Origin of the sequence: Brevundimonas sp., assembly GCF_035626975.1 — a bacterium.
Taxonomy (GTDB): Bacteria; Pseudomonadota; Alphaproteobacteria; order Caulobacterales; family Caulobacteraceae; genus Brevundimonas.
In genome coordinates, this window is the sequence record NZ_DASPMQ010000061.1 from 94,880 (window position 1) to 120,106 (window position 25,227).

Consider the following 25,227-nt stretch of genomic DNA (forward strand, 5'->3'; position numbering starts at 1 on the left):
TCTGACGGAAAGATCCCTTCGTGGGCGAACATAGCGCCACCGACAGCGTCGCCACATCCGATCTGCGGGCGGTGATGTGAACCGGGGCGGCAAAAGAGAAATCTGGAAGTCGGAGATGCGTCGCGTGGATCCCGTTCACAGCAAGCGAACATGACGGCTGCCCGAGGTTTGGGTTGCGTCAACGACACGGCTGCTTACGCGGCGGGCGGCCTCCTAACGTCGCCGGATCGGCCGGTTCGCCAAAAATGGCGGGCAGGTCGGTCCGTAGACGGTCCGCCAAGGCGTGATGTGGAAACCGGTCCATCGCCTCAGTCCAGATCGCCACCGCCTCCGCCGCCCGCTGCGCGTTCCAGTGCAGCCCGCCGAGGTCGAACCAAGCTCCGGCGCCGTCGGGGTTCAGGGCAATCGCCTTTTCATAGGCGGCCGCCGCCTCCGCGTCGCGGCCGAGGTCGGTATAGGCGGTGGCCACCTGACACCAGCTCTTGTCGTCGGGCTGGAGACGTTCCGCCTGCTCCAGCAGAAGGGGGAGGGCCTCCGCCGGCCGGTCCAGCTGAAGCAGTGTCGAACCCAAACAGTAGCCGTAGTCGCCACCTGCGAGGTCATGAGCTCGCCGGAAGCAGTGTTCGGCCTCGCCGTGATCGTCCTCGTCCTCGGCCCAATGACCGAGCCGATCCCAGAGATAGGCCGCCGTTTCGTCTTGCAGAAGGAGGACGCCCTCCTCGAACTGCGTCTTGAAGGCGGCGTAGTCCGGCCCGTCGTAAGCCTCGCCCTGTCGCAGATAGAGGATGTTCAGCAGACGCTCGCGCGTCCCGCCGGGGCACCCCGGATTGGCCTTCAAATAGCGGTCCCAGAAGGGCAGGCTCAGCCGGGCGTTCTCATCGTTTGCCCGGCCGAACAGGGACACCTGCTGGGCGCTCCAGTTCCAGACCCAGCCTGCGTCGGCTGCGTCGCCGAGGAGGCCGAAGATTTCGCGAAACGCGGCCTTGCCGTCGGCGAGGTTGAACAGGACGTTGACCCGCCAGCTCGGCACGGACGACCGCCGGCGCTGAGGGCCGTCCGGAAAGACCACTTGGTCGAAATGGGCGAGGGCGGCCGCATAGTCACCCTCCCGCATCGCATGACGCCCGAGGGCATGATGGGCTTCAGCGAGATAGGGCGCCAGCCGCAGGGCGTCGCGATAGAGGGTGACGGCCCGGGCTGAGTCGCCCAAGCCAGCATGGGCGTCGCCGAGGTTCTTGAGTATCTGGGCGCGAAGGTCGTCGCCTTCGTCGGGCGACCAGCCGGCCAGTGCCGCGTCGAAGGCTGCGGCGGATTCTTGATTTCGGTTAAGGGCCGAATAGGCGTTGCCGATGCAATAGCGCAGGCCGGTCGGCCCGAAATGGCCGCCGTCGATCCGAGCGACGAGGAAGTCGACGGCGGCGACGATGCGGTCCGTGTGCGCGCCTAACCCGTCCATGCCGAGGTTGATCTCCGCCATATAGGCGTAGGCCAAGGCGTCGTGTTCCGGCCCGAGGACGGTGCGGAAGCGATCGAAGGCGGCGCTGATCGCCGCATCCGACCGACCGCTTTCGAACAGCCGCTGTAGAAGGGTGATGGCCGCCCGCGGCTCATCGGGCACATGCAGATGCGGCGGCGCGGCCCGGATCAGGGTGGCGACCGCCTCAGGCTCCGCCGCAGTCTGGGCGAATCGGGCGTCCCGGGCGGCCGCCGCGCCCGAACGCGCCAGCCCGGCTAGGCTGCGCAGGCGATCCACCGTTAGGGTCTCGGTGAAGCTGACCGTCAGCGACGCCTGGTGAGTCCACCTCCGGCCGCCGTGCTCGTATTTCCGGACGACGGCGTCCGCCGACCGGATCCGCAGGCTGTCGGTCGGCCGGTGATAGCAGACGAAGACCGAATAGGGTTGGGCCAGCAAATAGTTCAGAGTGGCGCGGCTGACCGTAACGCTGACCGATCCGTCGGCGTTTAGGGCAGCGTCGGTTCCCTTAAGCTGCACATGGATGCGCACATTGGTGGTGCGCGCCCGATCGATCACCTCGACTTGAACGTCTGTCCCATAGTCGGAGACGTCGCGGCCCTGAGGGATCAGGTCCTCGGACTGTACCAGAAGCGCATCGAAGGCTTGGACCGCCGCCGCCTCTAGGTCGTGGTTCCGATGCCGCTGGGGCAGGTCGTCGAGATGTTTCATCGCCGTCATCAGGTCGGCCGGGGGTCCGGCGTGGTCATCCAAGTTCAGGGTATTCGTCCTCGACGACGCGGTTCTGTTCGACCCGGCCCTCGATGAAATAGCCGAGGTCCTCGCGCATCCGGGCCCAAGCCGCGCGTTCGTCCGCCGTCGCCGCCCCGGCCTCGAGATAGATGAAGTCCTCCGAGCCGCCTCGATCGTTCGCCGCGTCCAGCGCCAAGCCGATCAGGACGGCCTTGCCCGGCAGGGCGACCGCCGCCGCCTGGACCCGCAGGAGCGCCTCGGCGCGACGGGCCTCGCGATAGGTCGCATACGGTTCGCGGATGTCGTGATCCTTGATCAGCAGGACATAGGACAAGGCCGGATCAGCTTGGGACGGCAGGATGGAGCCTATCGACCCACCGACGGCTCGTCGCGCGCGGTCGAGGATGGCCCCGGATAGGACGCGGCGGTCGAAGCGGTCCTCGGCCGCCATATGCCGGATGATACGCTCGAACTGGTCCATCTCGATGTCGTCGCCCACGACGGCCTCGCGCTGGACGACGGCGGCGGTGACGCGCTCGATCAGCCGATCCCACAGATCGCCCCGCCGGTTAAGCGCCTGAGCTGCCCGGAATTGCGGGTGGGTTGCAAGCGCATCCCAGGATCCCTCCGGGACGACGAGCGGCCGTCCGACGGCGGGGAAGCCGCGCTCGTTTCGCAGATAGACGGCGAGCAGATCCTTCTCCGAAGGCGCGGACTCCAGACCGTCGGCGGCGATCAAATCCTCCTTGGCGCGCAGATAGGCGATGAAGTCTGCAGCGGTGGACAGGGCGGGCAGGACGACGCCCATTGTATCCTCGTCGAAGACATGCACCCAGCCCTGGCATCCCGCGACCTGACCGACGGCATAGGGCCGTTCGTCGCCGGCGATGCCGGGGACGATGGCGAGGCCAGTCTGGCCGCCACGGGCGCGCGCGGCTTCGGTGGCCGCCGGCGCCACACAGATGCGGTGAATCCGCAAACGGTTTGCGGGCGGGAGGGCGACGGGGAGAGGTAGCTCACACAGAACGTCTAGATAGACCCGGTCGGGGAAGCGGCGGATCCAGTTCTCCGCCGTGCGCAGTTGCTGGGCCGACGCCGCAATCGCCGAGCGATAGTAGCGCGACCAGTCGAGGACCGGATCGCCACTGTCCGGATAGGCGCCCGCTTTGTCTGAGAACAGAAGAACGTCGTCGCCGAAGACGACGATCAGGTCGGTCAGCTCACGGTTCCGCTCCTTGTACGGGTTTGGATAGGTCCACAGGCTCAGGAACGACCGGTCCGCGATGTCGGCGAGGATGCGTTCGGACTCCGTCAGTCCGCCCGCCCGTTCGAAACGCGGCGGGATCATGCGTCCGGCACTTCAGCGCCGAGCTCGGCGATGCGGGCCTCTTCCTTGATGATCTGGACGTAATGCTCCAGTTCACGCTCCTTAACTGGCGACAATTTGCGGAGGGTCCCTTTCATTGCCAATGCTCGGCGATACGAGCCCTTCGCGCAAGAGACCAAGGCGCACGTCGCACGCTGCGACACCCGACCAATCGACTAGGATCAGCCGTGCCAAAAGAAGCTTGGGAGTGGGGGAATGTGCCGGACGACCCGGACGTCCGGGCGGCGTCGCGCCTTTTGGGAAAGGCAGGGGAGGGTGCGCCGAAAAAGAAACGCCATCACTATGTCGCCGCCACCTACCTTCAGGGCTTTTGCGGGACTGACGGGAAAGTTTGGGCGTACCACCTCGACAATCCAGCAAAACCTCAACCAAGTAGGCCCGAGTCCATCGGCTTTTCGAACTACTACTACTCGCAGGTTCGGGCGGACGGGACGCGAGACGACAATTCCTTCGAAGATCTGTGGGGAGCCTTCGAGACCGTCTGGCCTGAAACGATCAAGGCGATCAGAGCGGGCCGTGTTTCACTGGCCACGTCCTTCAACGTCCTGGGAATGGTCGGGATCATGGGCGTCCGGGTCCCGGCCGCGCGCCATCGTCACGAGCTGCTTCTCGCTGCCAAGATGCGATCTGAAGCGCAAACGATGGAGCGCTTCGGCATTCTTCCCGAGGAGTACCAACGCTACGCCGGTGAGCTCGACACCATTCCGGTCGGCATCAACCCTCAACAGTCCATTCCGACGATGATGGCCGACCTGCGGAGCTTCGGAGACCTGTGCTTCCAGATCGGTTGCGAGGTGCTGCACAACGAGACTGACCTGCCCTTCATCACCTCGGACAATCCGGTCTGCATTTACGATCCGCGACCGTCTCCGGGTCAGCGACGCCCCTATGACTACGACGGGCAGATCGAACTGATTTGTCCTCTCGACAGCAAGACGCTTTTACGCGGCAGCCACCGTCTTCGGCCGGTCAACCAGATCGTACGCCACTGCCGGGTGACCGACAGAGGGGCCGTGGCCAGGATCAACAATACTCTCTCCCAGTTCGCTTATGGCCTCGCCTTCGCGAGTGACCGCACGAGCGATGCGGTCATCGCACTGCATTCGACGAGGTGCCCCACGGTGTCGATCAAGGTCGCTGAGAAGCCCTGCGGAGCCGACATCATATGGCGGCATGTCTTCGGACCGAGACCGAAGCTGTCGGCCTATATAGATACGCCTGAAAAGGCCGCGCGGCTGGAAGCGGAGCTCGCTGCCGCCAAGGCGCAGGCGTCGTGCATCCTTGGCAAGTCCAGGGAGCACGACGATAAATTGTGATCATGCGGCGAGAGATGACTGAGGACGCGATCTGGATCCGCACTGACGAGGCCGAGGACGTCGCTGCCTCGGTGCGGCATGTAATGAGGTGCCGAGTCTTGGCTGGCGAAGATCCCCAAGCCTGGAAATGGATGGCGTTGGCGCTGCACGCCGCGCTTCAGGGCGCACTCGTCTGTCATCTGGTGACGACAGCAAGTCCATTAGGTGTCGTGACCGACCGCAATGCCCAAGAATGGGCTGACTACTTCGAGAAATCCCGGACGGACAGAGAATGTCGACCGCCCGAGACCCGACTGCTCGACCTGCCAGAACTGATCAAGCTGGCCCGTAAACCTCGATCCGCTGGGGATGGTCGAGATGCTCTGATCCGCGTGTCCGACGCTGAACTCGTCTGGCTGCGCCGCTTTCATGCCGACATCCGAAACCAGTTCGTTCACTTTGAACCCATGGGATGGTCCGTCGAGGTATCTGGACTGGCGTCCTTGGCAGCGCTGATCTCCAGGATTATCGAGGATACGATCCAGGGCGGTTGGGCTTTTCGCCACAAGGACGTCATGTGGCGGGACGCTCTGCGGACGGAGTTGGCGGCGCTCGCCAGTCGGGACTAACAACCTGCCCGAGATTCAACGGGATCGATGCCATGTTGAACGCGCGCCCTTTCGAGCCTGTTCGGCATGTTCCTCCGAAGATGGGGTGGACGTGCTCTCTCGGTGGGCGGCTCGACTCTCATGCGACGCTGCAAGCGCTGCCGGCACACAGTTCGGGAAGGCGTCTCGAACGAATCCTCGCAGCGCGGTGGGGCTAAGTGAGGGTCGCATTTCCGGTCGGGGCAGCGAGTCCGCTTCTGGCGCATCCGAGATGTCTCTGAAGGGCCGACCTTAACTCACCTGGGGCTCGTGGAGGGTCCGTTTCTGGCTGTTCGACGATTGGGATGATCGCTACGCGGCGGAGAGTCTCCCTGCCGTTCGACAGTGTGAGCATGATTGATCCTGTGAGATGCGATCGTCGCCTGCTTCGAGATTTCGGAAGTTGAGAGTCGCCATCGAAGCCCGGTCGGGCGCATCAGCGTCGAAGACAGTCGCGGACAGGAGGCGCGCCGCCAAAAGAAGGGCCGCGGCCATCGAGACGAAGGAAACAGAGAAGTCGGCTTCCGTCGCGGTGGCGAAGTTGCGAAACTGCGCCTCGCCGAGTTCACCGCATTTCTCACCACCCTGCAGATACGCGACGATGGCATCCACATTCTCGACGCGGCCATCGAGATGGGCCCGGAGTTCGACTTCGGTCATGGATCGGACTTCTTGCTCAACCTTTCGCAGCCTGTCGCCGTCCTTCTCCGCCGGATTGTGACAGCCGAGGCAGGCCTTCCCAGGTGCCATTCGATACAGGTTCGACTTGGCGCTTAGTCCAACAGTGCTGGCACCGACCACGAGGTCCGGGGCCAAGCCCTGAATGTCCTGGCGCGAGGTATTCTTATCGACCGCTGAGACAACGATCTCGTAGCGGTCTTCAGCCTCGGCGCGGCTCAGAACATCCGGCAGGCCTGACCGGTCCCCCCGGCGTAAATAGTCGGTAAGAGTTCCATCGAATTCCAAACCGCCCAACCCCGCTTCACGACGTCGCCGCTTGATCACCTCAACCTTCGGGCGCGAGACATCAGCCGTACCGGCGAGCGGACAACGATTGAGATTGGTGCCGTCGTGTTTATCGTCATCCAGGGTCACTATGAAAACGTCAGAAAGTTCGCACTCAGCGATGACGGCGATCAAGCCTTGGCCGACTGCCCCAGCGCCGACCAGATAGAGCGGAGGAATCCGCGCACCGGCCACAGGCGGTCCGTCTTGCAGCGCCGCCCAGGTGCCGACTTGGCCGGACCATAGGGAGTAGGCAAAGTCCGCGGCGAACTGTCCGCGGACAAGACGCCGTGCGTGTTTGAACACTTCGCCGGCGACTAAGGCTGCGGCAAGCCAAGGGCCTAGCGGCGTCGTTTCGGCGGCGGCCTCGTCTAGTGGATAGTGCTCCTCGATGCCGATCCAGGCCTTCCAGCCCCCGCCGACGGCAAAGATGTCGATGGGTCCATCGTAGTTCGCTGGACGAGGGCCAAGACAGACTGTCAGGTCGGGCGCTTCAGAACGAGGCCCATGAACCGGAATCTGGCCGCCCGTCGCCCAAAGGCTTAGGCCAGCCAGAACCTCAACCGCCGGTCCTCGCAGGGCCTGTCCACTCACGTGGGCGATCAGCTCGACGTCGGTATCGACCTCAATAGTGGCTACCGCTCCGCCAAGGCGGCAAATCAGGTTGCCCGCGCAGACGAGGCTAGAGCGAACTGCAGGAGGCGCGTCGCGATCGGCGATGAGGCGGATCGTCAGCGCGCGGGGCGCGGCCCCAAGGCCCGCGACGGCCCGCGCGTGGCGATCGGAGAGCGTGGCGCTGTCGATCATCGAAAATCCAACCTTTCGACACTCGCGCGTTCAGCGAGAGTGATGCGCTTCTGGGTCTCAGCCGTAGACAGCCGCTGCCAGTAATCGATCTGCCATTCGTGCACGCCAACACCTTCTGGCCAAGCTGAACGAAGTCGGCCGTAGTGCGGAAAGACAAGGGACAGCGCCCGACGGCTGCTGGCCATCTCGTCGTCGTAACTGGAGTGTTCCGTGTCCCAGCCCGGATGGCTGTGCACTTGGGCGAGGGGGCGCAGTTCCTCATCCAGCGACGCGCCCATTTGCGTCATCGCCTCAGCCGAGACATGGTAGTTGAAGGGTGTCATCCGTTGCCATGGCGTGCGCACGCTGGTGACAATGCTGAGCGAACCGTCGCGCCGGCCGTACCAGAACAGGCCGGATTCTCGATCGCCGAACCGGCGCAGGGACGTCAGTGTTGCTTCCACGGCATCGAGCGGCACGATGAGCCTGTCGCCAGTCGGCTGGTAGGGACGGGGCGGGGAGGCGCGACGGCCTTCGTCATGCATCATGGCGGGGCCACCTTCCACCGTAATGCGCGGTTAGGGCGCGGCGAATCGCATCGAGTGTGATGAGGAAGGTGTCGGTCGGGCGCCACAGGTAGGCGTCGTTACCGCCGTGCAGCACGTCGTAGTATTCGAGCGTGGCGGAACAGCAGATTAGTTGGATCGGCTGGGTGTGATGGGGCGATCCGTACTGCGCATGCACCCGAACCTCCGGGGATTCGATCCGCGGCAGGTGGTGCTGGTCCGCAAGCCCGACGAATGCGTTCGTTTCCGGATTGACGAACTGAGCGCTCGGGGGCCACTCGCGGCCGGTCATGAATTCCAGCTTCAGGAGGTAGGCGTCTTCCTCCTGGTCCTGAAGCCGGCCGGTCAGAGGAATAAGCAGACCGCGGGTGCCGAGGCGCCGCCAGCCGTGTGCCTGAATCGGATCGCCGCCAAAAAAGTCGGCCGCCGCCTGTAAATCCTGCTCAAGGACCTCGCGCCCCGCCGCGAGGTCCAAGGTCGGACGAACCGAGTGCGACGCCATCTCAGGCGCCGCCGGTCCCGGCGGCGATCTCGAAGTCCTTGTCGCAGAGCCCACGGCTACGGGCATCGTCGAGGGTCAGGCCAAGGTGATCCATCAGGCTGGTCGGTTCGCCCTGCTTGTTGGCGGCCTGCCAGACATCCCGTTCGGTCTTGCTGATACCCAGTTCGACATAGGATTCGTCCCACACCGCCTGAAGGGTGTCGTTCAGATCCGCCTTGAAGTTTGCTTTCTCGCGTTCGCCCAAGTGCCGAACGTGCACTTGGACCTTCTCGCGCCCGCCCTTGCGGTCGCCCGCGCCCTTGATGTCAATCTCGTCCGCCATTGCTTCCTCGAAATTTGGTCCCAAAATGGGAGCAATCACCAATATGAGCGCCAGCTCGATGGCGCGCAAGTGAATAAGCTCCCATTTTGGGACCAAGTATGTCAGAATCAACCTTGGGCTTAAATGCGAGGCTTATGAACGTGATCGGTCTGATCAGATTATTCGGTGCGGGTGCGCCGCGTGGGGCGTGTGCCGCGCTGCGCCTTGAGCTCGAATCGGGCCACTGGGCCTCAGCGGCCGAGGTAGCGACCACGTACCCAGCGGCTGACTGGGACGGCGCGAAGCTCATAATCCCGCTCGATGAGCGTCATTGCGCCGTAGTCGTTTTCAACTATCAATTGGGAATCGCCTTGATCGAATACGCTGGAGATCGCGTGAAGCGAGTCACAACGCCCTCAGCGCGCGGAGCGCGGCGTTGAAGGTCACGCCCATCCGTTCGCAGGACACCTACCAATCGCATCTCGCGAGGGCGGCGGTCCTAATGCTTCGATCGGACCAAGGGTCTCGCGATGAGCTCGAGGTACTGCAGGCCGTCATCGCCCAGTGGGAGCGGAAGCAAATTGATCTGACGCCGCCGTCGCCGGTCGAAGCGATCAGATTCAGAATGTTGGCCCAAGATCTGAAGCCGCGTGACCTGGAGCCCTACATCGGCTCGCGTGCGCGCGTCTCCGAAATACTCTCTGGCACCAGGCCGCTCTCGATCGACATGATCCGCGCCTTGCACAGCCATTTAGGAATCCCCGCAGAGTCCCTGATAGCCTCGGCGCCGCCCCACAGACAGACGCGCCGAACCCAGCCATCAAAGCTAGCTTTGGATAAGCTTCGGTCTTTCGGTTTGATGCGACCGCGAGAGGCTTTTGACAATTTCATAGCCCGGGCGATGGGGCCGAACTGCAGCCCCGCATTGTTACGGAAGACCCGCACGGACCGCACGAATGTCAAGACGGATTTGGCCGCGCTAGACGCGTGGTGTGCGGCCGTTATGCTGCGGGCAGAAGCGGTGAGCATCACACCGCGGAAATCTGTCCGGGAAACACTAGCCAGGGAACTTGCTGTCCTGAGCACGAAACCGGACGGCCCGGCCCGGGTCGCCCCGACGCTCGCCAAGCACGGCATCGTCTATGTCGCGCTAGAGCATCTGCCTGGCACATATCTGGACGGCGCAGCTCTCCGTCGCCGATCTGACGGTGCGCCGGTGATCGCGCTAACTCTACGGCATGATCGCGTGGACAATTTTTGGTTCACGCTGCTCCATGAGTTCTGCCACATCGCGCGTCATCTCGACGCGGACACACCGTTCATTCTTGATGACCTTGAAGTCAGCACTTCGGACGACATCGAAGAGGAGGCTGACCGTTTCGCTCAGGACAATTTGATCCCGCCAGATGTATGGCAGGAGCATGTATCGCCGGATCTGTCGAGCGAGGACGTCATCCAGATCGCCCGGCAAGCCCAAGTCCATCCCGCGATCGTGGCCGGCCGTTGGCAACGTGAGCACGGGGATTACCGACGCTTCTCCAAGATGCTTGGTCGAGGTGATGTGCGAAAGCTGCATCAAGCTTAACCACCCCTCCGGCACGTTAGGCCTGACGAGCCTTTGAACGGCAAACTAGGGTCTGCTTGCGTTGCTGGCCCCGAGTTCCGCTGTTGGTGCGAAGGTGTCCGCCCAAGCCGGGTTTGGCGACATCGCAGTCAAGCTAGTGCCAAACGCAGATTGTGGACCTGCTCAGCGAAGGCTGGGAAGAGATGGAGGAAGACATAGACTTGGTCGCGGTCCGGGGCCGCCGCGCCAGTCGGATGACCAGCGTCGTTGCGCGCTACGCGTAGGATCGCCTGGATTGCGGCGAGATTGGCGTCGAGGTTCTCGAACTTCTTCCGCGGCTCCAAGTTCGAGCGAATAGGCTCCAAGGCGCGCTGGAACTTGTCGATCTTTGTCTTCAGGAAGGTCTCCTTGGCGGGTGCCGCGAAGGTGCCGGGGTATCGAGTCGATCCTGCTGCTTCTGCCGTTAGGCGCAGAAACTCGCTCTCAGCCGCCACGCCGATCATCACGCAGGCCGAGAGATAACAACCGGCATAGAAGGCCGCGACCGCTTCTTCGAGATAGGTCGCTGCTTCAGGCGATAGATCCGGTGCGCGGGATTGCACTAGGTGGATGTAACTTGCAGTGTCATGGAAGCGGTTCTGAGCCGACGTTCCCAAGCTCTCGCGCCCAAAACGGCTTAATCTAAAGAATGGATAAGCCGGGTTGCTGTTGTTGAGGCCCAAGGTGATGTGACCTTGCCGGAACAAGTCCCAGAATACCTCTCGTACGCTTTCAGCATCGGCCGGATGCAAGTCATCGCCAGGTGTGTAGATCGTAATCCCGCCGCTCTGAGGCCGGGGTGCCTGGGCATGAAACCACATGCCTACGGCGGCGACTAGGCTAAGGAACTGGCTTGGATAGTCGTGGCCATCGGGCCGTAGCAAGACTGAGACAACCGCGTCCCGCACTTCCTCGTAGCTATGCTGGGGCAGCCGCATGTCGTCTCCATTTCGTCTCGCGAAGTCATCCATGAGCAACCAACCGCAGCTTCGCGCGGCTCAGCTTGGGTCCATCCCCGCCCGATGTGTCGAGCAACAGGAATGTCACGTACCTGGAGCCAAGCCAATGTCCGCTGCTGGCGCGAAGCTGCCACGCCGCGGATGCTAGACGGCGGGGACATCAGGGACTTCGGGGACGTTGATCATGCTATTGCGTCGTCCTCGAAGTGCACACACACCTCCCGTAGCAGGCTGACGAACTCGTCACGGCGGGGCATCTCCTCGATGGCCCGCACCAGTGCGCAATGTGACGTGTTTCGATCCCCGTCCCAGTCCGCCAGCAGACTGGGACTCGATTGGCGCCGACAGACCGCCGGGCACGGCTCGCGGAACCGCGCGTCGGTCGCCTGGGATTTGGCGGTCACCAGCGCCCATCAGGTCCGAACGCTGGTCGCGGCGTAGAAGCGGTTTCATTGTGATCGCCCTTGGGGCCCGACCGGTCTGCGCCCGGCGATTCGGTCGGCGACATGGAAGGGACGGTCCTTGGGATGGAATCGCGGAAGGCTGCGATGTCGTACGCTGGCGCTCTTGGACCGCGCGACCCCCGGTTCATTGACGAAGACCAACTATCGTCGTTCTCTGAGTGTCGGGAGTCGGTGCGGCAGGTATTCTTCCGCGCCCGGACTCCGTTGGGGGATGATAATGACCAAATTGGGAGTGCCCGATACGCCCGCCGGCACGTTGATCGACGCCGGTCTCGACGCGGCGGGGGTGGGATGGGCCTCGGGCATCTGGAAACTGTTCTTTCCGGGTGCGGAACCGATGTTCTCCGACGCCCAGATGAAACAGCTGGAAGACGCGATGGCGGAGGCGCTTAGCGAAGCGAATTTCAAAACGTGGTCGGCGACCTTTGAAGCTGTGATGTCGGACATGAATGAATACATCCAGGCTGGGGAAAAGGACCCGGTCATGCTGGCGGACATCCAGGAAAAGACCTTGGAATGCGCAGCGCAGTTCAAGCTATCCAATGCCCTCGGCATCCAGATGTATGTTGCGGCCATGAGCCTTCACATCGCGGCGTTGAAAATCAAATGGGAGAAGGCCGACGAAGACGACAAGATCTCAGCGGGCTTGCTGATCGGCGAGGCCGCCTTCGACACGCTCAACACTCTGATCGATCTGGAAGCGTCGATGATCGAGGCCAGCGTGAGCGTCATGGATTACTGCCACTTCAAAATCTACACGACGTTCGGGGCGGAGGGCGAAATGCCAACGCCCCCTCAATCCGTGGCGCCCATGATTGGATCGCACTATCGCGAGGATATCTTGAAGCTGGTTGGACTGGTCGAGCGATGGAGTGGTGATCTCCTGCCCCAGGTGAAACGGCCGACACAGGTTGTGCGGTTTTTCGAACTGAACACCACCTTTGTCACGCCGTTCTGGAACGGCGCAGCGAGCGCAAGAAACAGAACGGATGGATGGTTCTACAAGGTCAGCCCCCAGGCGCCGGAAAACGCTTCCTCCGACTACAAGCCGCTGGGCGACCTCTTCTACGCCAGTTCATCCCCCGGCATGAACGCACCGGTGCCCTATATCCGGAACGTCAACGGCTCAGACCTCGTCACAGAGGTTACAGGTTGGGCATCGGTCTGGGACGACGCAGGCAGCCAAAACCCCAACTCGGTCAGCACTTGGTGGGGACCAGCCTACTACGGCGCTGACCCATGCTGCATCGCCTCCGTCACAGGATTCCTCGGCAGCGGTTCTATCCCCCCGGCGCTTACAGACTTTGCCGCTCTTAAGGGGGACGCGGTGACCTTGATGTCGGTGGGCGGCGGTCCCCAGGACAACGGATCCATCGACAGCTATCGGTACGATGAAGACTGCATCATCTACGCACACCCCCAGTTTGGCGAGTACGGACTTTTCTGGATTTTCCGCAGCCATTCGCGCCCGGACCCGGATACCGTCGCTTGCCTGAACATGGCCGTGCTGGGCGGCCATCCCTATGCCGCGCCGCATGACGGCGCGCGCCACCACCACCGCCATCATCACCACCAGAATACCCAAGCCGGGCCAACCTAGAAGCCGGCGCTCAGCGCGCGGAACTCAGGTGGGCGCGCCGGGACGCCCGGAGACAGGACGGGCCGCTCGAGGGCGGTCCGTTGACCTTGAACACGTCGCGCGTCTAGCCGGAAACCCGGTGGCGTAGTCCAGATTTGAACAGAAGGGCGCGCCCGGGCCAGAACGGGGATGTCGGGGACTACAGGGACATCGAAATGTCCCTATGCGGGCCCCTCCAGATCGACGACGGACATCAGGTCTCCTATCGCTTCGAGCGTCTCGTCCCGCTTGCCGCTCTCCGCGTGCGCTAGCATTTCTATGAGCCATTCGTCGGCCTCGTCCGAAGGTCGAAAAGTTCGAACATCGTCGACCAGCCCGCACAACCAAATAAGGTGTTCAGGTCAGGGAATCGAACTCCTGCAATCGCGAGGACCTACTCGTCCCACCAAGGAGTGGCCTCAGGAGCGCCGAGAATCCGGCCAAGCTTGATCTGGTACTCGGACACAAGTGTCACGAGTTCCCCAAGCGCGCTCATAAGGTCCAATCCGTGGAAGATGGCATCCAGAATATAGTCCTGAAATGCATCCTCGAGAGGTTCCCCGCCGGCGATGAAGTCATTCATACGCTAGTGGGTTCGAGAACTAATAACGGGCGCCCAAGACCATCTTGGCGCAGACGAGGGGAGGGCGCACGACGGCACATTGCCGTTCCGAATGGCGCGCTTGTAGCCAAAGAGAAAGGCCGCCCGGCACGAAGCGGGGCGACCTGAGAGGAGTGCGTCAGCCGGGAGACATTTTCTTCGCGGTCCGTATGATCGTGCAAATATTTTCGCGGTCGCGCTCCTTGGCTTTTTCGGGATTCTCGGTCCGAACTCGATCTTCGAGTTGAGTATCCTTCATAAAGACGATCCGGTTCAGGGTCTTGTCAGCCTGCATTTCTGCTGCGGTCGGCAGGTCACGTGGACGAACTAACATGGCAATTCTCCAAGGTTACAGCGAAACCATACTGTCCTCGTATAGTATAGCTCTCTTCGCCGTGGGCTGGCATCTTTGAGATACCGCATGAAAAGGCCCGCTCGCAACTTGTGCAAGCGGGCTGGGTCTCATCGTTGCCGCATTCTCCAGAGAATGGATTCGAATTCACGTTGAGCCGTAGGGTTGATCGCCTCGAGGCGCGCATTCTCAGGAGTAACGTCAGGTCCGGTATTTACCGCGCGGTACCCGATCTGGTCGTCATTTTCAAAGTGATAGAAGGAGTCTGGTGGCGACTCGTCTCGTTTCTTCTGAAGCCAGTCTGCAACACCCATTTTGAGTCTCCCGATTCGTAGTCAAATGAACTGTACATAGTTAGTATAGCGCCATTCGGCACTGGTGCACCCTCTATTCAAAACAGCGAGGGACGGGAAATCGGGAACTTTGGGGACTTCGATCCGGGCTACGCAGCCTTCTCCAGTTCCGTTGACATGAGCTCGTAGAGCTCGCTGGGCGCCGTTTGACATGCGTTGCTCTCAGCTGCAGATCGTATTTCCAGGAACCATGTTTCGGCCTCTCTTGTAGGCCGAAAAGTTCGAACATCGTCGACCCGCGTGCACCCTAGGAGAATTTCGGCATTTTCGCCGGTCCAGCGGAACAGTTTCGCGGCCTGAATGCTGAGTTTTTTGCCCCGCAGAGAAAAGTCGGATCCGACCAATTCGAGGATTCTCCGCCGGGTCGCCATGTCGCCGCTCGAAAACCGATCGACGGCCTGTTTGCTGAACGAAACGACGCTGTCCAAAAGTCGGATCACCTGTTCCGGGTCTGCGCCGTCCTGGTGGTCCTGAACCAGTTTGATCCGCCGGATCTCGAGCCTTTCCCGCTCGACGCTGAACTCGGCGTCATCGATCAGCCGCCGCAGCCGGAGGCTGGTCAGTTCCCGGGTTTCATCCTTGATGTCCTTTAGAGCCTTGTCCGATAGCCGTTCGCGCTCGCGCCGCGCCGCGGCCTGATCGTCGGCCGACCGACGCAACCGGTCGCGAGCCCAATCCGCGAGGCCGTCCGGAACCGCAAGGCTCCTGAGGAGGGTGACGATCTGGGCCTCAAGGGCCCGGACCTCCACGGACCGCTCCCGACAGCGCGGGCCGAACGGGCGTTTGACGCAGCGGTAGTAGACGTAGCGGGAGCCGTAGGGGTTGGTCTTGCCCTCCGCTGTGATCATCCCGCCGCAGCTCCCGCAGCGGATCAGGCCGGTGTAGGCGAAGACGTGACGGCTGGGTCGCGGCCGATCCGGACGTCCGAGACGGGCCTGAACCCGCTCAAACTCGGCTGGAGTGACCATGGGGCGGTGGCGGCCCGGCAGCCGCTGCCCATCAAAACCGAGTTCGCCGAGATAGAAGCGGTTGCGCAGGACCTTGTAGATCGTCGCGAGCGCCAGAGGGCGTCCGGCCCGGCCGCCGCGCACGCTGGTCAGTCCCCAGTCGTCCCGGGCCATGACGGCGATGCGCTTGGGCGGGACGCCGGCCATCGCCAGCTCGAACAGGCGTTTCACCAGCGGGAAACGATCGGGGTCGGCGACGATGGTGCGCGTCACCGGATCGTTGAGGTAGCCGATGGGGGGCTTGCCCGGTTGCCAGCCGTTCTCGCGCTTGGTGCGATTGCCGCGTCGGACGTTTTCGGACAGGGCGTCGGAATAGTATTTCGACTGGCCGAACATGATCTGCAGCATGAACTTGCCCTGCGAGTTGTTCTCGAAGGTGTAGGTCGAGAATTTCAGGTCCTTCAGCACGCCCCGGTCGAGCAGATAGATCAGCCGGCCGCCGTCGATGGAATTGCGCGCCAGACGGTCCGGAGCCCAGGTGGCGACGCCCTGCGCCTCGCCCCGTTCGATGCGCGCGACCATGGCGTCGAAGCGCGGCCGCCCCGGCGTCATGGCGCTCCTCGACTCCTCGATGATCTCCACCACCTCGATGTCCGGCTGGGCGCGCAGCATCCGCTCCAGCTCGCCGCGCTGGGAGTCGATGGACAGGGCCTGACGATCCTCGGCCTCCGAGGATTTCCGGCAGTAGAGAAAATATTTCATAGGGGAGGGGGACGTCCCTGACCTCCCTGACATCCCCAAGCGGGGTGGGTCGTCGGACGGTCGCAGGACGAATTGCCAGTCTAGGGCGCCGGGTCTCTGGGCGCGAGTCGCGGCTGGGGAGAGGACGCCAGACCGGCAAGGACATTGGAGCCCGGGCGCGCCCGATGCGCACGGCGGGCGTTCGCCTTGTGCGGGGCCGCCCGGAGCAGGGGAGGGCCGCCTTCGGCGACGGCCCTCCCACCCCGGTTACGCCGGAGCGGCCCCGGACCGACGCAGCACCGGCGGCAGCCAGCCCGTGCCGGAGAGGAGCTCTTCCGCCTTGGCGGCCATGCTCCCCTTGTCGAGGCTGGTCAGCTGTCCCGCCGCCTCGGGCGAGACGCCCTCGGCCACGGCCTGGGCGATCAGGGCCTTGGTGACGCGGGCGAGGTAGCTGGACGCGGTGGCGGTCCAGTAGCGGCGCATGTCGAGGTCGACGAGATCGGCCAAGACCCCGGCGTGGGCCAGGGCGCGCCGCGAGGTTCCGACGCGCTGCACCGCGTTGACGCCCAGCGAGACGACGTGGGCGAACAGCGCCAGCCGTCCCTCGTCGGGCAGGGCCTGCAAGGTCGCCAGCAGGGCCTCGGGATCATCGGGAAGCTGACCCGCCCACAGGGCGTGCCGCGCCTCCAGCGAGCGCCCCGCCGCCGTCTCCGCCAGACCTTCTGCATGACCCTCCAGAGCGAGGCTGGAAACCCGCAGGTCGAGGCAGGTTTCGCCGCCGCGATAGAAGGTCTGCAGGGTCAGGCGTGCAGGGCGGCGAGGAAGGCCATGCGCGGCTGCTCGGCCAAGGCGTCGCGCAGCGCCGCCGTGCGGTGGGCGGTGAGGTCGGCGACCAGCCGTTCGGACAGGGTCTTGCGGGTTTCGGTCCGATCGACGGTGTCATCGCCGTGCGCGTCGCCTTCATTCCCGACGTCGCCGTCCGGATGGTCTCCGACGTTCGGCTCCGTCTCCGGGTCCGCTTGCGCCTCGTCCTCCGGCCGGATGAAGCCGCGCTCGATGCGCGGCCCGTCCTGACCGAGAACGACGAACAGGCCGCCGCGCGCCACGGCGTCGGGGTCGTAGCGCTCGGGCCGGGCCGCCGCCAGTTCCGCGTCGATGACCGTCAGGCGCGCGTCCTGTGCCTCGCTGAGAACCTCATCCTCTCCACAGCTGGCGACGATGGCGTCGTATTCCTCGGCGAGGACGTCGAGCCGGGCCTGCGTCTCCACGTCGGGCTCGACCACGCGCGGATAGACCCGCCGGCAGCCGTGGTCGTGGGGGAAGTCGAGCCGCCCCTCCGCCCAAAGCCAGCCCTCGGCGGCGCGCACCGCCTCGGCCTCGTTGGCCAGCCTGTCGAGGGCGAGCCGGTCGAGCAGGGCGGCGTCCTCGAACCAGCCCTGTCCGTCCTCGCTGAACAGGTCGCGGCGGACGCGCCCGCCCGCCGCCTCATAGGCCTCGACCCCGAGGTAACGGGCGCGGCGGTCGGCGGCCTCGACCTCATGCTCGGTCATCATGCGGCGGATGAACACCGGCGAGCGGTTCCAGGACAGGTCGGCGAACACCTGTTCCTGCCGGGCGTGGTCCTCGCTGACCGCGAAGGCCATAAGCTGGTCGAGGGTCAGGTCTTCGGTCCGGTAGGCCGCCATCAAGGCCGGGCTGACCGCCCCGAGCCGCATGCGCCGCCGCACCAGAGCGGGGGAGACGCCGAAGCGCGCCCCGATCTCCTCGGCGCTCCAGCCCTTGCTCTCGGCGAGATCGCGGAAGGCCTCGAACTGGTCGGCGGGGTGCATGGCGAAGCGGGTGACGTTCTCGTCGAGGCTGATCTCGAAGGCGTCGTGGGCGGTGTCGATGACGCAGCGGATCGGCTGGGTCCTTTTGATCTGCTTGCGCTTGGCGCGCAGCAGCTGTGACAGGCGGCGGCCCTCGCCGATGGTGACGAGGTAATAGCCGGTCGGCTGGCCGTCCGGCCCGAGCTCCGGCTCGACCACGGGCGGCTGCAGAATGCCTTTCTCGCGGGTGCTGGCCGCCAGCGCCTCGATGTCGGCGGCGCTGTGCGGCGTCTTGCGCGCATTGCGCGGCGACTTCTTGAGCCGGTTGAGCGGGATGAAGACGACGGCCCCATGCTCGGGGGCTCCGGCTTCGGTGGCGGGGATGGTCTCGAAAGCGGCAGTCATGGCTCTTCTCCTAGGGTTGGGGAGCAGGCGGGGTTCCGCCTGCTCCCCTGCCCGTCGGCGAGACCAGGGGTAGCAAGGGCCAGGGCGGACCGCGGGGAGGGGGATCACCCGGTCTGCACGGAGCGCAGCGGAGGAAGACCGGGGACACCCCGCGGTCCGGCGGCGCAGCCGCGCACCCTGGCCCGCGCGAGGGACGGAGTCCCTTAGCCCTTGCGAACGACGCGGCCGCGCGGCCGCCAAGGGAAGGCCCGCCATCCCCAGCTGGCCGGAAGCGGCCAGGCGCGCCGCGCTATACTGAAAGGGGCCTGTCTCGAAAGACTCTCCTCGCGCCCGCCGACCGTCTTTCCGCACGCCCCGCGGGGCGTAGGCTGAAGGTCATGAGCGACCACTCCGGACCGACGCCGACCGTCTCGCGCGTTCTGCCCGACGGGCGGCTGGTCGAGCTGCTCTACGATCCGGACCGGCGCGCCACGGCCCTGGCGATCGCGGATGCGGACGGGACGATCGCCGTCCACGACGCGCTCGAGCTCGCCGATGGCGAGCGGCTCGTGCCTTACGCCGCCGACAACAATCTGATCGCCACCGGCTGCGTGCTGCTGCCCTCCGCCGTCGGGACGTTCACCACCCAGGCGGCCCTCGTCGCCCAGGTGCAGGCCTTCCTGCACCGCTACGTCGATCTGTCGCCGGTGTTCGAGGCGATCGCCGCCCACTATGTGCTGCTGAGCTGGGTCTACGACGCCTTCAACGAACTGCCGTACCTGCGGCTGCGCGGCGACTACGGCACCGGCAAGACGCGCGCGCTGACCGTCATCGGCGCGCTCTGCTACAAGCCGTTCTTCGCCTCGGGCGCCTCGACGGTGTCGCCGATCTTCCATGTGCTCGACGCCTTCGGCGGCACCCTGGTGCTCGACGAGGCCGACTTCCGCTTCTCGGACGCCACCGCGCCGCTCAGCAAGATCCTCAACAACGGCAACGCCGCCGGCCTGCCGGTGCTGCGCACCATGAGCAACCGGCACAAGGAGCTCAATCCACGCGCCTTCCGCGTCTACGGGCCCAAGCTGGTGGGCATGCGCCACAGCTTCGCGGACCGGGCGCTGGAGAGCCGCTTCCTGACCGAGGAGACGGGACAGCGGCCGCTGCGCGCCGACATTCCGATCCAGTCGCCGCCGGAGCTGCAGGCCGAGGCGCTCGACCTGCGCAACGCGCTGCTCGCCTGGCGGTTGACGCAGCGAGGCGCGGTGCGTCCCGACCCGAGCCGCCGCGCCCCCGGCGTCGAGCCGCGGCTCAACCAGACAGCCCTGTCGCTGCTCTCGCTGATGGAGGATCCGGCGCTGCGCGCCCGCGTCCACGACGAGATGGCGCGCGAGCAGCGGCGGCTGAGCGCCGAACGGGCCGCCTCGCCCGACGGGCGGCTGGTCCAGGCGCTCGCCGATCGGTTCGCCGACCCCGCCGGAGGCCGCGTCACGGTCTCGGCCGTGACCGAGGCGTTCAACCGGTTCGGCGCCGAGAGCCAGACGCCGGCCAGCCCGCGCTGGGTCGGCTGGCGGCTGCGCGACCGCCTCAAGCTGACGACGACCAAATCCAACGGCGTCTTCGTCGTCCCGGCGAGCGAACGCGGCAAGGTCGAGGCGCTCGCCGCCCGCTACGGCCTTTCGCCTGACCGGTCGACCGCCTGAAGCGTCGACGCCGCCAGGGGCCGCGGCCCCGGCCGGCGGCGGTCGCCGGACGGGGCGATCCGCCGTCTACGGCGGGCCGGTCGTTCAGGGAATGATGATGGAACGATCGTCACCCGATCGCTCACCTAACGCCCCGCCTATGTCTCACCGCAACTATCTCAGCCTGCATCGCAAGCGATGGGCGCTGTCCCAGCGCGAGCTCGCCCTGCTGCTCGGCCACGCCTCGCGCAGCGTGGTGTCCCGGCTTGAGCTCGGCCTCGGCCGGCCGAGCCTGCGGTTCGCCATCCGCTGCGAGGCGGTGTTCGGCGTCCGCGTCGCCGAACTGTTCCCCGACCTGTTCGAAGAGAACCACGACGTGGTCATGCGCCACGCCGCCCGCCTCGACCGGCAGCTGGGCGACCGCGCCGACGCCGGCGCGGCGCGCAAGCGCGTCCTGCTGGGCGAGATGGTCGGCCGCGTGCCTAACCCCGACATCGTATGAGCGTCTCCGCGGCGACGAGGGGGGAGCGGGTGCTCGGCTTCCATCCGACTGCCCGCGGCTTCGGCTGGGTGCTGTTCGAAGGCCCGTTCATCCCGATCGACTGGGGCCTGGTGTCGGCGGGGGTCGACAAGAACGCCAGCTGCCTCCGCCGCCTCGAGCGGCTGCTCGACCGCTTCGCGCCCGAGGCGCTGGTGCTCGAGGCCCACGATCGCCACACCACCCGGCGCGCGCGACGCATCGCCGACCTCTGCGCGGCCGTCATGGGCGCCGCCGATGCTCGCGGCGTCGAGACCGCGATCTACAGCCGCGCCGAGGTCCGCGAGGCCTTCGCCGAGGTCCAGGCGCGAACCCGTCGCGAAATCGCCGAGGCGGTGGCCAGGCACCTGGAGGCCTTTCGCCACCGGCTGCCGAAGCCGCGACGACCCTGGGAGAGCGAGGATGCGCGCGGGGCCCTTTTCGCCGCGGCGGCTGTGGTGATCACTCACCAACGGCTAGGCTAAGAACGTGCGTGGCCGGCACCAGCAGGTGACCGCTTTCAACGCCTGGCGACCTTCGCCGAGATCATGCAATCAAGACCGCCTTTGACTCAACGCGGCGGTTGGCAGTGTCCGCATTCGGGCATGAGAAGCGCCGCCCGGGCGCCGATGCGCTGACCCCACACCGGATCAAGTTCCAGAATTCGCGCGGCAGGCGAGGGGGGCGCTTTCCGGCAGCTTCACCCAGCTTGGCTATTTCGGAGTTGTGCCGCCTTTGCTAGCCTGACGTGAATAGTGGGGGTCTTTCGTTTCCCCGTTGAGTGTCGGGGGAAGTAATGCGGGTCATCGATTATCGCGCCAGCGCGCCGGCGCTGGCGATCCATGCAGGCGCTGCCAAGACCGGGGCGAGCGCCGTTCCGGCGCCGCCGCCGCAGCCGCCGGTCACCGCCACGGGCACGGCCTCGGGCGAGACCCTGCACGGCGGCACGGGTGCGGACGTCATCGACGGCGCCGGCGGCGACGACACCCTCTACGGCGTCGCGGGCGATGACTACCTGATCGGCGGTCTCGGCGACGATGTGCTGCGCGGCGGCGACGGCGACGACGTGATGGTCGGCGGCGACGGCCGCGACAGCCTGTACGACGACCGCGCCGGCGACGACCAGCTGTTCGGCGGCGATGGTGACGACTGGCTGGAGGTGTTGCGGTCGGTCGGCAGCGCCGAGGGTGAGACCGTCGCGGTTCTGGACGGTGGCGCCGGTAACGACGACATCCGCGTCACGGAGCAATGGGACAATCGGAAGATCACCGCGACCGTCTTCGGCGGCGCGGGCAACGATGACATCTCGCTTTCCTTCGCCCTGGGCGGCGCGGTGGTCGACGCCGGCGACGGTGACGATACCGTCAAGCTCTGGCGGGTCGCGGGCGCGGACCTGACGCTGGGCGCGGGGCAGGACAGCATCAAATTCGTGAACCTCGGCACGACGGCGATCCGCGAAGCGGCGATCGTGCGCGACTTCCAGACCGGCGGGGCCGGCGATCGCCTGGTCATCCTCGACTGGCTGACGGGCGTGCTGACGGGCTGGGATCAGGACAACCCCTTCGACAGTGGTCACCTGCGCCTGGCTCAATCCGGGGCGGACACCCTGCTGCAGATCGACCGCGACGGCGGCGGCGACAGCTGGGAAAGCCTGGTCGACTTCCGCAACACCACTCTCGGCGACTTCACCGCTTTCAACCTCGGCGGCTGGGCACCGGGCTCGCCGCCGCCGCCGGGTCAGACGATCGTCGGCACGCCGGCCCGCGACAACCTGAGTGGCACAATCGGCGCGGACATCCTCCAAGGTCTCGATGGTGACGACAGCCTACTGGGTCTGGCGGGCGATGACCGCCTCGAGGGCGGCCTCGGCTCCGACTACCTGAACGGAGGCGCCGGCGCGGACGAGGTGTTCGGCGGCGAAGGCGACGACTCCATCGGCGGCGACCAGCGCGACGCCCTGTACGGCGAGGCCGGCGACGATCAACTGCAGGTCACCCTCGAGGCCGGCATCGACGGCCATGCAGAGATCTGGGGCGGCGATGGCGCCGACCAGATCCATATGGACTTCCTCGACGGCGCGGTCGCCCAGGTCACCGCCCATGCTGGTGACGGCGATGACCGGATCACGATCGTGGGTGTCGGGACGGCGACGGTCGACGCAGGCATCGGCGCCGACACGATCAGCCTGCGCAAGACGGATGGCGCCATCCTGACGCTCGGCGCGGGCGGCGATGTGGTGAGGCTCGACTACCTCGACGACAACCGGAACATCACGATCACCGACTTCCAGGCCGGCGCCGGCGGCGACCGCCTGGACATCCTCGACTTCCTGATCAGCCGGTTCAACGGCTGGGATGGCTCGACCAATCCGTTCGCCGACGGTTTCCTGCGGCTGATGACGATCGGCGGCGACGTTGCGCTTGAGCTGAACCGCACCGGCGCCGGGACCTGGGAACCCCTGGTGCTGTTCAAGGACATGGTGGCCTCGTCGCTGACCGCGTGGAACCTCGGCGGTTACGCCGGCGACGGCGCGCAGCCCGCCGGCCAGACCTACACCGGGACGACGGGCGTCGACTCGATCCAGGGCGGCATAGGCGCCGACGTCATCAACGGCCTGGATGGCGATGACCGGCTGCGCGGCGACCGCGGCGACGACGTCATCAACGGCGGCGCCGGCGATGATCGGGTGCTGAGCTCCTATGGCTCTGACATCGTGCACGGCGGGGCCGGGGCGGACACCTTGGGCGACGACGCCGGCATGTCGGACCGCTTCTACGGCGAGGACGGCAACGACGACATCACGGCCTTCCGCTCCGCGGCGTTCGACGCGGGCGCGGACATCCTGCTGGACGGCGGCGCGGGCGACGATCAGATCACCTATCTCGGGGGCGAGGCGAATAGGGGCACGATCCTGGGCGGCGCTGGCGTTGACCAGATCACGGTCTTTGCCGGCCAGGAAACCGTGGTCGACGCCGGCGCCGACGCCGACGTCGTTCGGGCCGCGAACTACGAAGGACGCGACCTCGACCTCACCCTTGGAGCCGGCGCCGACCGTCTGGTTGTGAGGAGCGGTACGAACGGCGAAATCCTGGTCCGCGACTTCGAGGCCGAGGACGTACTCGATTTCACCGAACTGCTGGACTACCGGAGCGGGGCCTACGAGGACGGTCAGCTACGGATCATCACGGACGGCGCCGATACGGTGATCCAGCGGGGCTTCGGCTGGGAATTCGACGAGTGGGTGTCAGTAGTGCGGCTGCAGAGCGTTTCCGCCGATCAGCTCACGGCGGCCAACATCAGGGACTACGGCGTCGGTCCGCTCTGGCTGCTGGGCAGCGCGGGGGCGGACAGCCTGACGGCCGGGACGGCGCCTAACCTCGACGGCGCGTCGGGCAACGACATCCTGACCGGCAATGCCGCCATCAACCAGATGAGCGGCGGCGCGGGCGACGACATCCTCGACGGCGGCGCGGGCCACGACGTTCTCAACGGCGGGGCGGGCTCGGACGTCGCGGACTACGGCGCCGCCGCGAGCGGCGTCACGGCCGACCTGGCCGCGGGGACGGCCGCCGACGACGGCCATGGCGGTACGGACAGCCTTTTCGGCATCGAGAACCTGGTCGGATCGAGGTTCGGGGACAGCCTCGGCGGTTCAGGGGCGAACAACAGCCTAACGGGCGGCGACGGCGACGACATCCTGCGCGGCCGCGGCGGCGCGGACGTCCTGACCGGCGACGCGGGGATCGACACGGCGGACTATTCCGCCGCCGCCGCCGGGGTCACGGCCCGTCTGGACACCCAGCGGGCCACCAACGACGGCGACGGCGGGACCGACACCTTCAGCTCGATCGAGGCGCTGACCGGCTCGGCTTTCAACGACACCCTGATCGGCGGGACGCTGGGCGACACCCTGAGGGGCGGGCTCGGGGCCGACACCCTGCTCGGCTTCGGCGGCAACGACATCCTGTGGGGCGGAACGGGCGCGGGCAACACCCTGCAGGGCGGACTGGGCGACGACACCTATGTGCTCGAAACGCTCGACAGCATCGTCGAGGTGGCGGGACAGGGAACCGACACCGTCGAGGCCCGCATCGCGGTCTACACCCTGGCCAACCACGTCGAGCACCTGATCTTCGGCGGGAGCGGCGCCTTCACCGGCACGGGCAACGCCCTGGCCAACGTTCTCACCGGCGGGGCGGGGAACGACGCCCTGCGCGGCCGCGGCGGCGTCGATACGCTCAACGGCGGCCTGGGGATCGACACGGCCGACTACACCCTGGCCGCGGCCCGGGTGGTGGTGCGGCTCGACCTGCAGCGGGCCACCAACGACGGCGACGGGGCCACGGACACCTATGGTTCGATCGAGAACGCCATCGGCTCCAACTTCAACGACGTGATGTACGGCGACGCCGGCGCCAATGTGCTGATGGGCGGGATCGGCTCCGACGTGCTGGTCGGCGGCGGCGGCGACGACGTGCTGTGGGGCGGCTCGGGCGGGGTCAACAACCA

Annotated in this window: 19 protein-coding genes and 1 pseudogene; 8 read left to right on the forward strand and 12 right to left on the reverse strand. The window is 65.7% G+C overall.

Annotated elements, in window-relative coordinates:
* Window positions 1-178 precede the first annotated feature (178 nt).
* Window positions 179-2,227, reverse strand: a complete 2,049-nt coding sequence (locus VEB62_RS16575) for a tetratricopeptide repeat protein (RefSeq protein ID WP_324802299.1) — start codon at window positions 2,225-2,227, stop codon at window positions 179-181.
* Window positions 2,220-3,554: a hypothetical protein gene (locus VEB62_RS16580; RefSeq protein ID WP_324802301.1), complete on the reverse strand. Its 1,335-nt coding sequence runs from the start codon at window positions 3,552-3,554 to the stop codon at window positions 2,220-2,222. Before VEB62_RS16580 ends, VEB62_RS16575 begins: the two co-directional genes overlap by 8 nt.
* A gap of 206 nt (window positions 3,555-3,760) precedes the next feature.
* Here VEB62_RS16580 and VEB62_RS16585 point away from each other — a divergent pair, with 206 nt between their 5' ends.
* Together VEB62_RS16585 and VEB62_RS16590 are read left to right on the forward strand one after the other, a co-directional pair.
* On the forward strand, window positions 3,761-4,909 hold the full coding sequence (locus tag VEB62_RS16585) for a DUF4238 domain-containing protein (RefSeq protein WP_324802303.1): 1,149 nt from the start codon (window positions 3,761-3,763) through the stop codon (window positions 4,907-4,909).
* A 2-nt stretch (window positions 4,910-4,911) separates the two neighbouring features.
* Window positions 4,912-5,517 carry a hypothetical protein gene (locus VEB62_RS16590; RefSeq protein ID WP_324802305.1) on the forward strand — a complete coding sequence of 202 codons (606 nt, stop codon included), beginning with the start codon at window positions 4,912-4,914 and terminating at the stop codon, window positions 5,515-5,517.
* A gap of 330 nt (window positions 5,518-5,847) precedes the next feature.
* On the opposite strand, the gene VEB62_RS16595 is transcribed toward VEB62_RS16590, so the two are convergent.
* Genes VEB62_RS16595 through VEB62_RS16610 form a run of 4 tightly spaced genes read right to left on the reverse strand, consistent with a single transcriptional unit; the run spans window position 5,848 to window position 8,785 of the window.
* A complete protein-coding gene (locus VEB62_RS16595; RefSeq protein WP_324802307.1) occupies window positions 5,848-7,347 on the reverse strand; it encodes a ThiF family adenylyltransferase in 1,500 nt (499 codons plus the stop codon).
* Window positions 7,344-7,874 (reverse strand): hypothetical protein, encoded by a 531-nt coding sequence (locus VEB62_RS16600; protein WP_324802310.1) that lies wholly within the window; start codon window positions 7,872-7,874, stop codon window positions 7,344-7,346. The genes VEB62_RS16595 and VEB62_RS16600 overlap by 4 nt, the downstream gene beginning before the upstream one ends.
* On the reverse strand, window positions 7,864-8,367 hold the full coding sequence (locus VEB62_RS16605; RefSeq protein WP_324802312.1) for a hypothetical protein: 504 nt from the start codon (window positions 8,365-8,367) through the stop codon (window positions 7,864-7,866). The genes VEB62_RS16600 and VEB62_RS16605 overlap by 11 nt, the downstream gene beginning before the upstream one ends.
* 28 nt (window positions 8,368-8,395) lie before the next feature.
* On the reverse strand, window positions 8,396-8,785 hold the full coding sequence (locus VEB62_RS16610; protein ID WP_324802315.1) for a hypothetical protein: 390 nt from the start codon (window positions 8,783-8,785) through the stop codon (window positions 8,396-8,398).
* A 346-nt stretch (window positions 8,786-9,131) separates the two neighbouring features.
* Here VEB62_RS16610 and VEB62_RS16615 point away from each other — a divergent pair, with 346 nt between their 5' ends.
* Window positions 9,132-10,280, forward strand: coding sequence for an ImmA/IrrE family metallo-endopeptidase (locus tag VEB62_RS16615; protein ID WP_324802318.1), 1,149 nt, complete (start codon window positions 9,132-9,134; stop codon window positions 10,278-10,280).
* A gap of 128 nt (window positions 10,281-10,408) precedes the next feature.
* On the opposite strand, the gene VEB62_RS16620 is transcribed toward VEB62_RS16615, so the two are convergent.
* A complete protein-coding gene (locus VEB62_RS16620; RefSeq protein WP_324802321.1) occupies window positions 10,409-11,236 on the reverse strand; it encodes a hypothetical protein in 828 nt (275 codons plus the stop codon).
* A gap of 702 nt (window positions 11,237-11,938) precedes the next feature.
* On the opposite strand from VEB62_RS16620, the gene VEB62_RS16625 reads away from it, so the two are divergent.
* Window positions 11,939-13,321, forward strand: a complete 1,383-nt coding sequence (locus tag VEB62_RS16625; protein ID WP_324802323.1) for a hypothetical protein — start codon at window positions 11,939-11,941, stop codon at window positions 13,319-13,321.
* Window positions 13,322-13,733: 412 nt separating this feature from the next.
* Here the strand turns inward: VEB62_RS16625 and VEB62_RS16630 are convergent, their stop codons facing one another.
* From VEB62_RS16630 to VEB62_RS16650, 5 genes are all read right to left on the reverse strand, one after another.
* A complete protein-coding gene (locus VEB62_RS16630; protein WP_324802325.1) occupies window positions 13,734-13,922 on the reverse strand; it encodes a hypothetical protein in 189 nt (62 codons plus the stop codon).
* A gap of 157 nt (window positions 13,923-14,079) precedes the next feature.
* Window positions 14,080-14,274, reverse strand: a complete 195-nt coding sequence (locus tag VEB62_RS16635) for a hypothetical protein (RefSeq protein WP_324802328.1) — start codon at window positions 14,272-14,274, stop codon at window positions 14,080-14,082.
* A 460-nt stretch (window positions 14,275-14,734) separates the two neighbouring features.
* Window positions 14,735-16,354, reverse strand: coding sequence for a recombinase family protein (locus VEB62_RS16640; RefSeq protein WP_324802331.1), 1,620 nt, complete (start codon window positions 16,352-16,354; stop codon window positions 14,735-14,737).
* A 246-nt stretch (window positions 16,355-16,600) separates the two neighbouring features.
* Window positions 16,601-16,957, reverse strand: coding sequence for a hypothetical protein (locus VEB62_RS16645; protein WP_324802334.1), 357 nt, complete (start codon window positions 16,955-16,957; stop codon window positions 16,601-16,603).
* Window positions 16,958-17,133: 176 nt separating this feature from the next.
* Window positions 17,134-18,546 carry a ParB/RepB/Spo0J family partition protein gene (locus tag VEB62_RS16650; protein ID WP_324802337.1) on the reverse strand — a complete coding sequence of 471 codons (1,413 nt, stop codon included), beginning with the start codon at window positions 18,544-18,546 and terminating at the stop codon, window positions 17,134-17,136.
* Between the two features lie 377 nt (window positions 18,547-18,923).
* Between VEB62_RS16650 and VEB62_RS16655 the strand changes: the two genes are divergently transcribed.
* The 4 genes and pseudogenes from VEB62_RS16655 to VEB62_RS16670 form a co-directional block, all read left to right on the forward strand.
* Window positions 18,924-20,222, forward strand: coding sequence for a hypothetical protein (locus tag VEB62_RS16655; RefSeq protein ID WP_324802340.1), 1,299 nt, complete (start codon window positions 18,924-18,926; stop codon window positions 20,220-20,222).
* Window positions 20,223-20,361: 139 nt separating this feature from the next.
* Window positions 20,362-20,703, forward strand: coding sequence for a helix-turn-helix transcriptional regulator (locus tag VEB62_RS16660; protein WP_324802343.1), 342 nt, complete (start codon window positions 20,362-20,364; stop codon window positions 20,701-20,703).
* A complete protein-coding gene (locus VEB62_RS16665; protein ID WP_324802346.1) occupies window positions 20,700-21,203 on the forward strand; it encodes a hypothetical protein in 504 nt (167 codons plus the stop codon). The genes VEB62_RS16660 and VEB62_RS16665 overlap by 4 nt, the downstream gene beginning before the upstream one ends.
* Window positions 21,204-21,514: 311 nt before the next feature.
* Window positions 21,515-25,227 (forward strand): annotated as a pseudogene (locus VEB62_RS16670) (hypothetical protein); the annotation flags it as partial.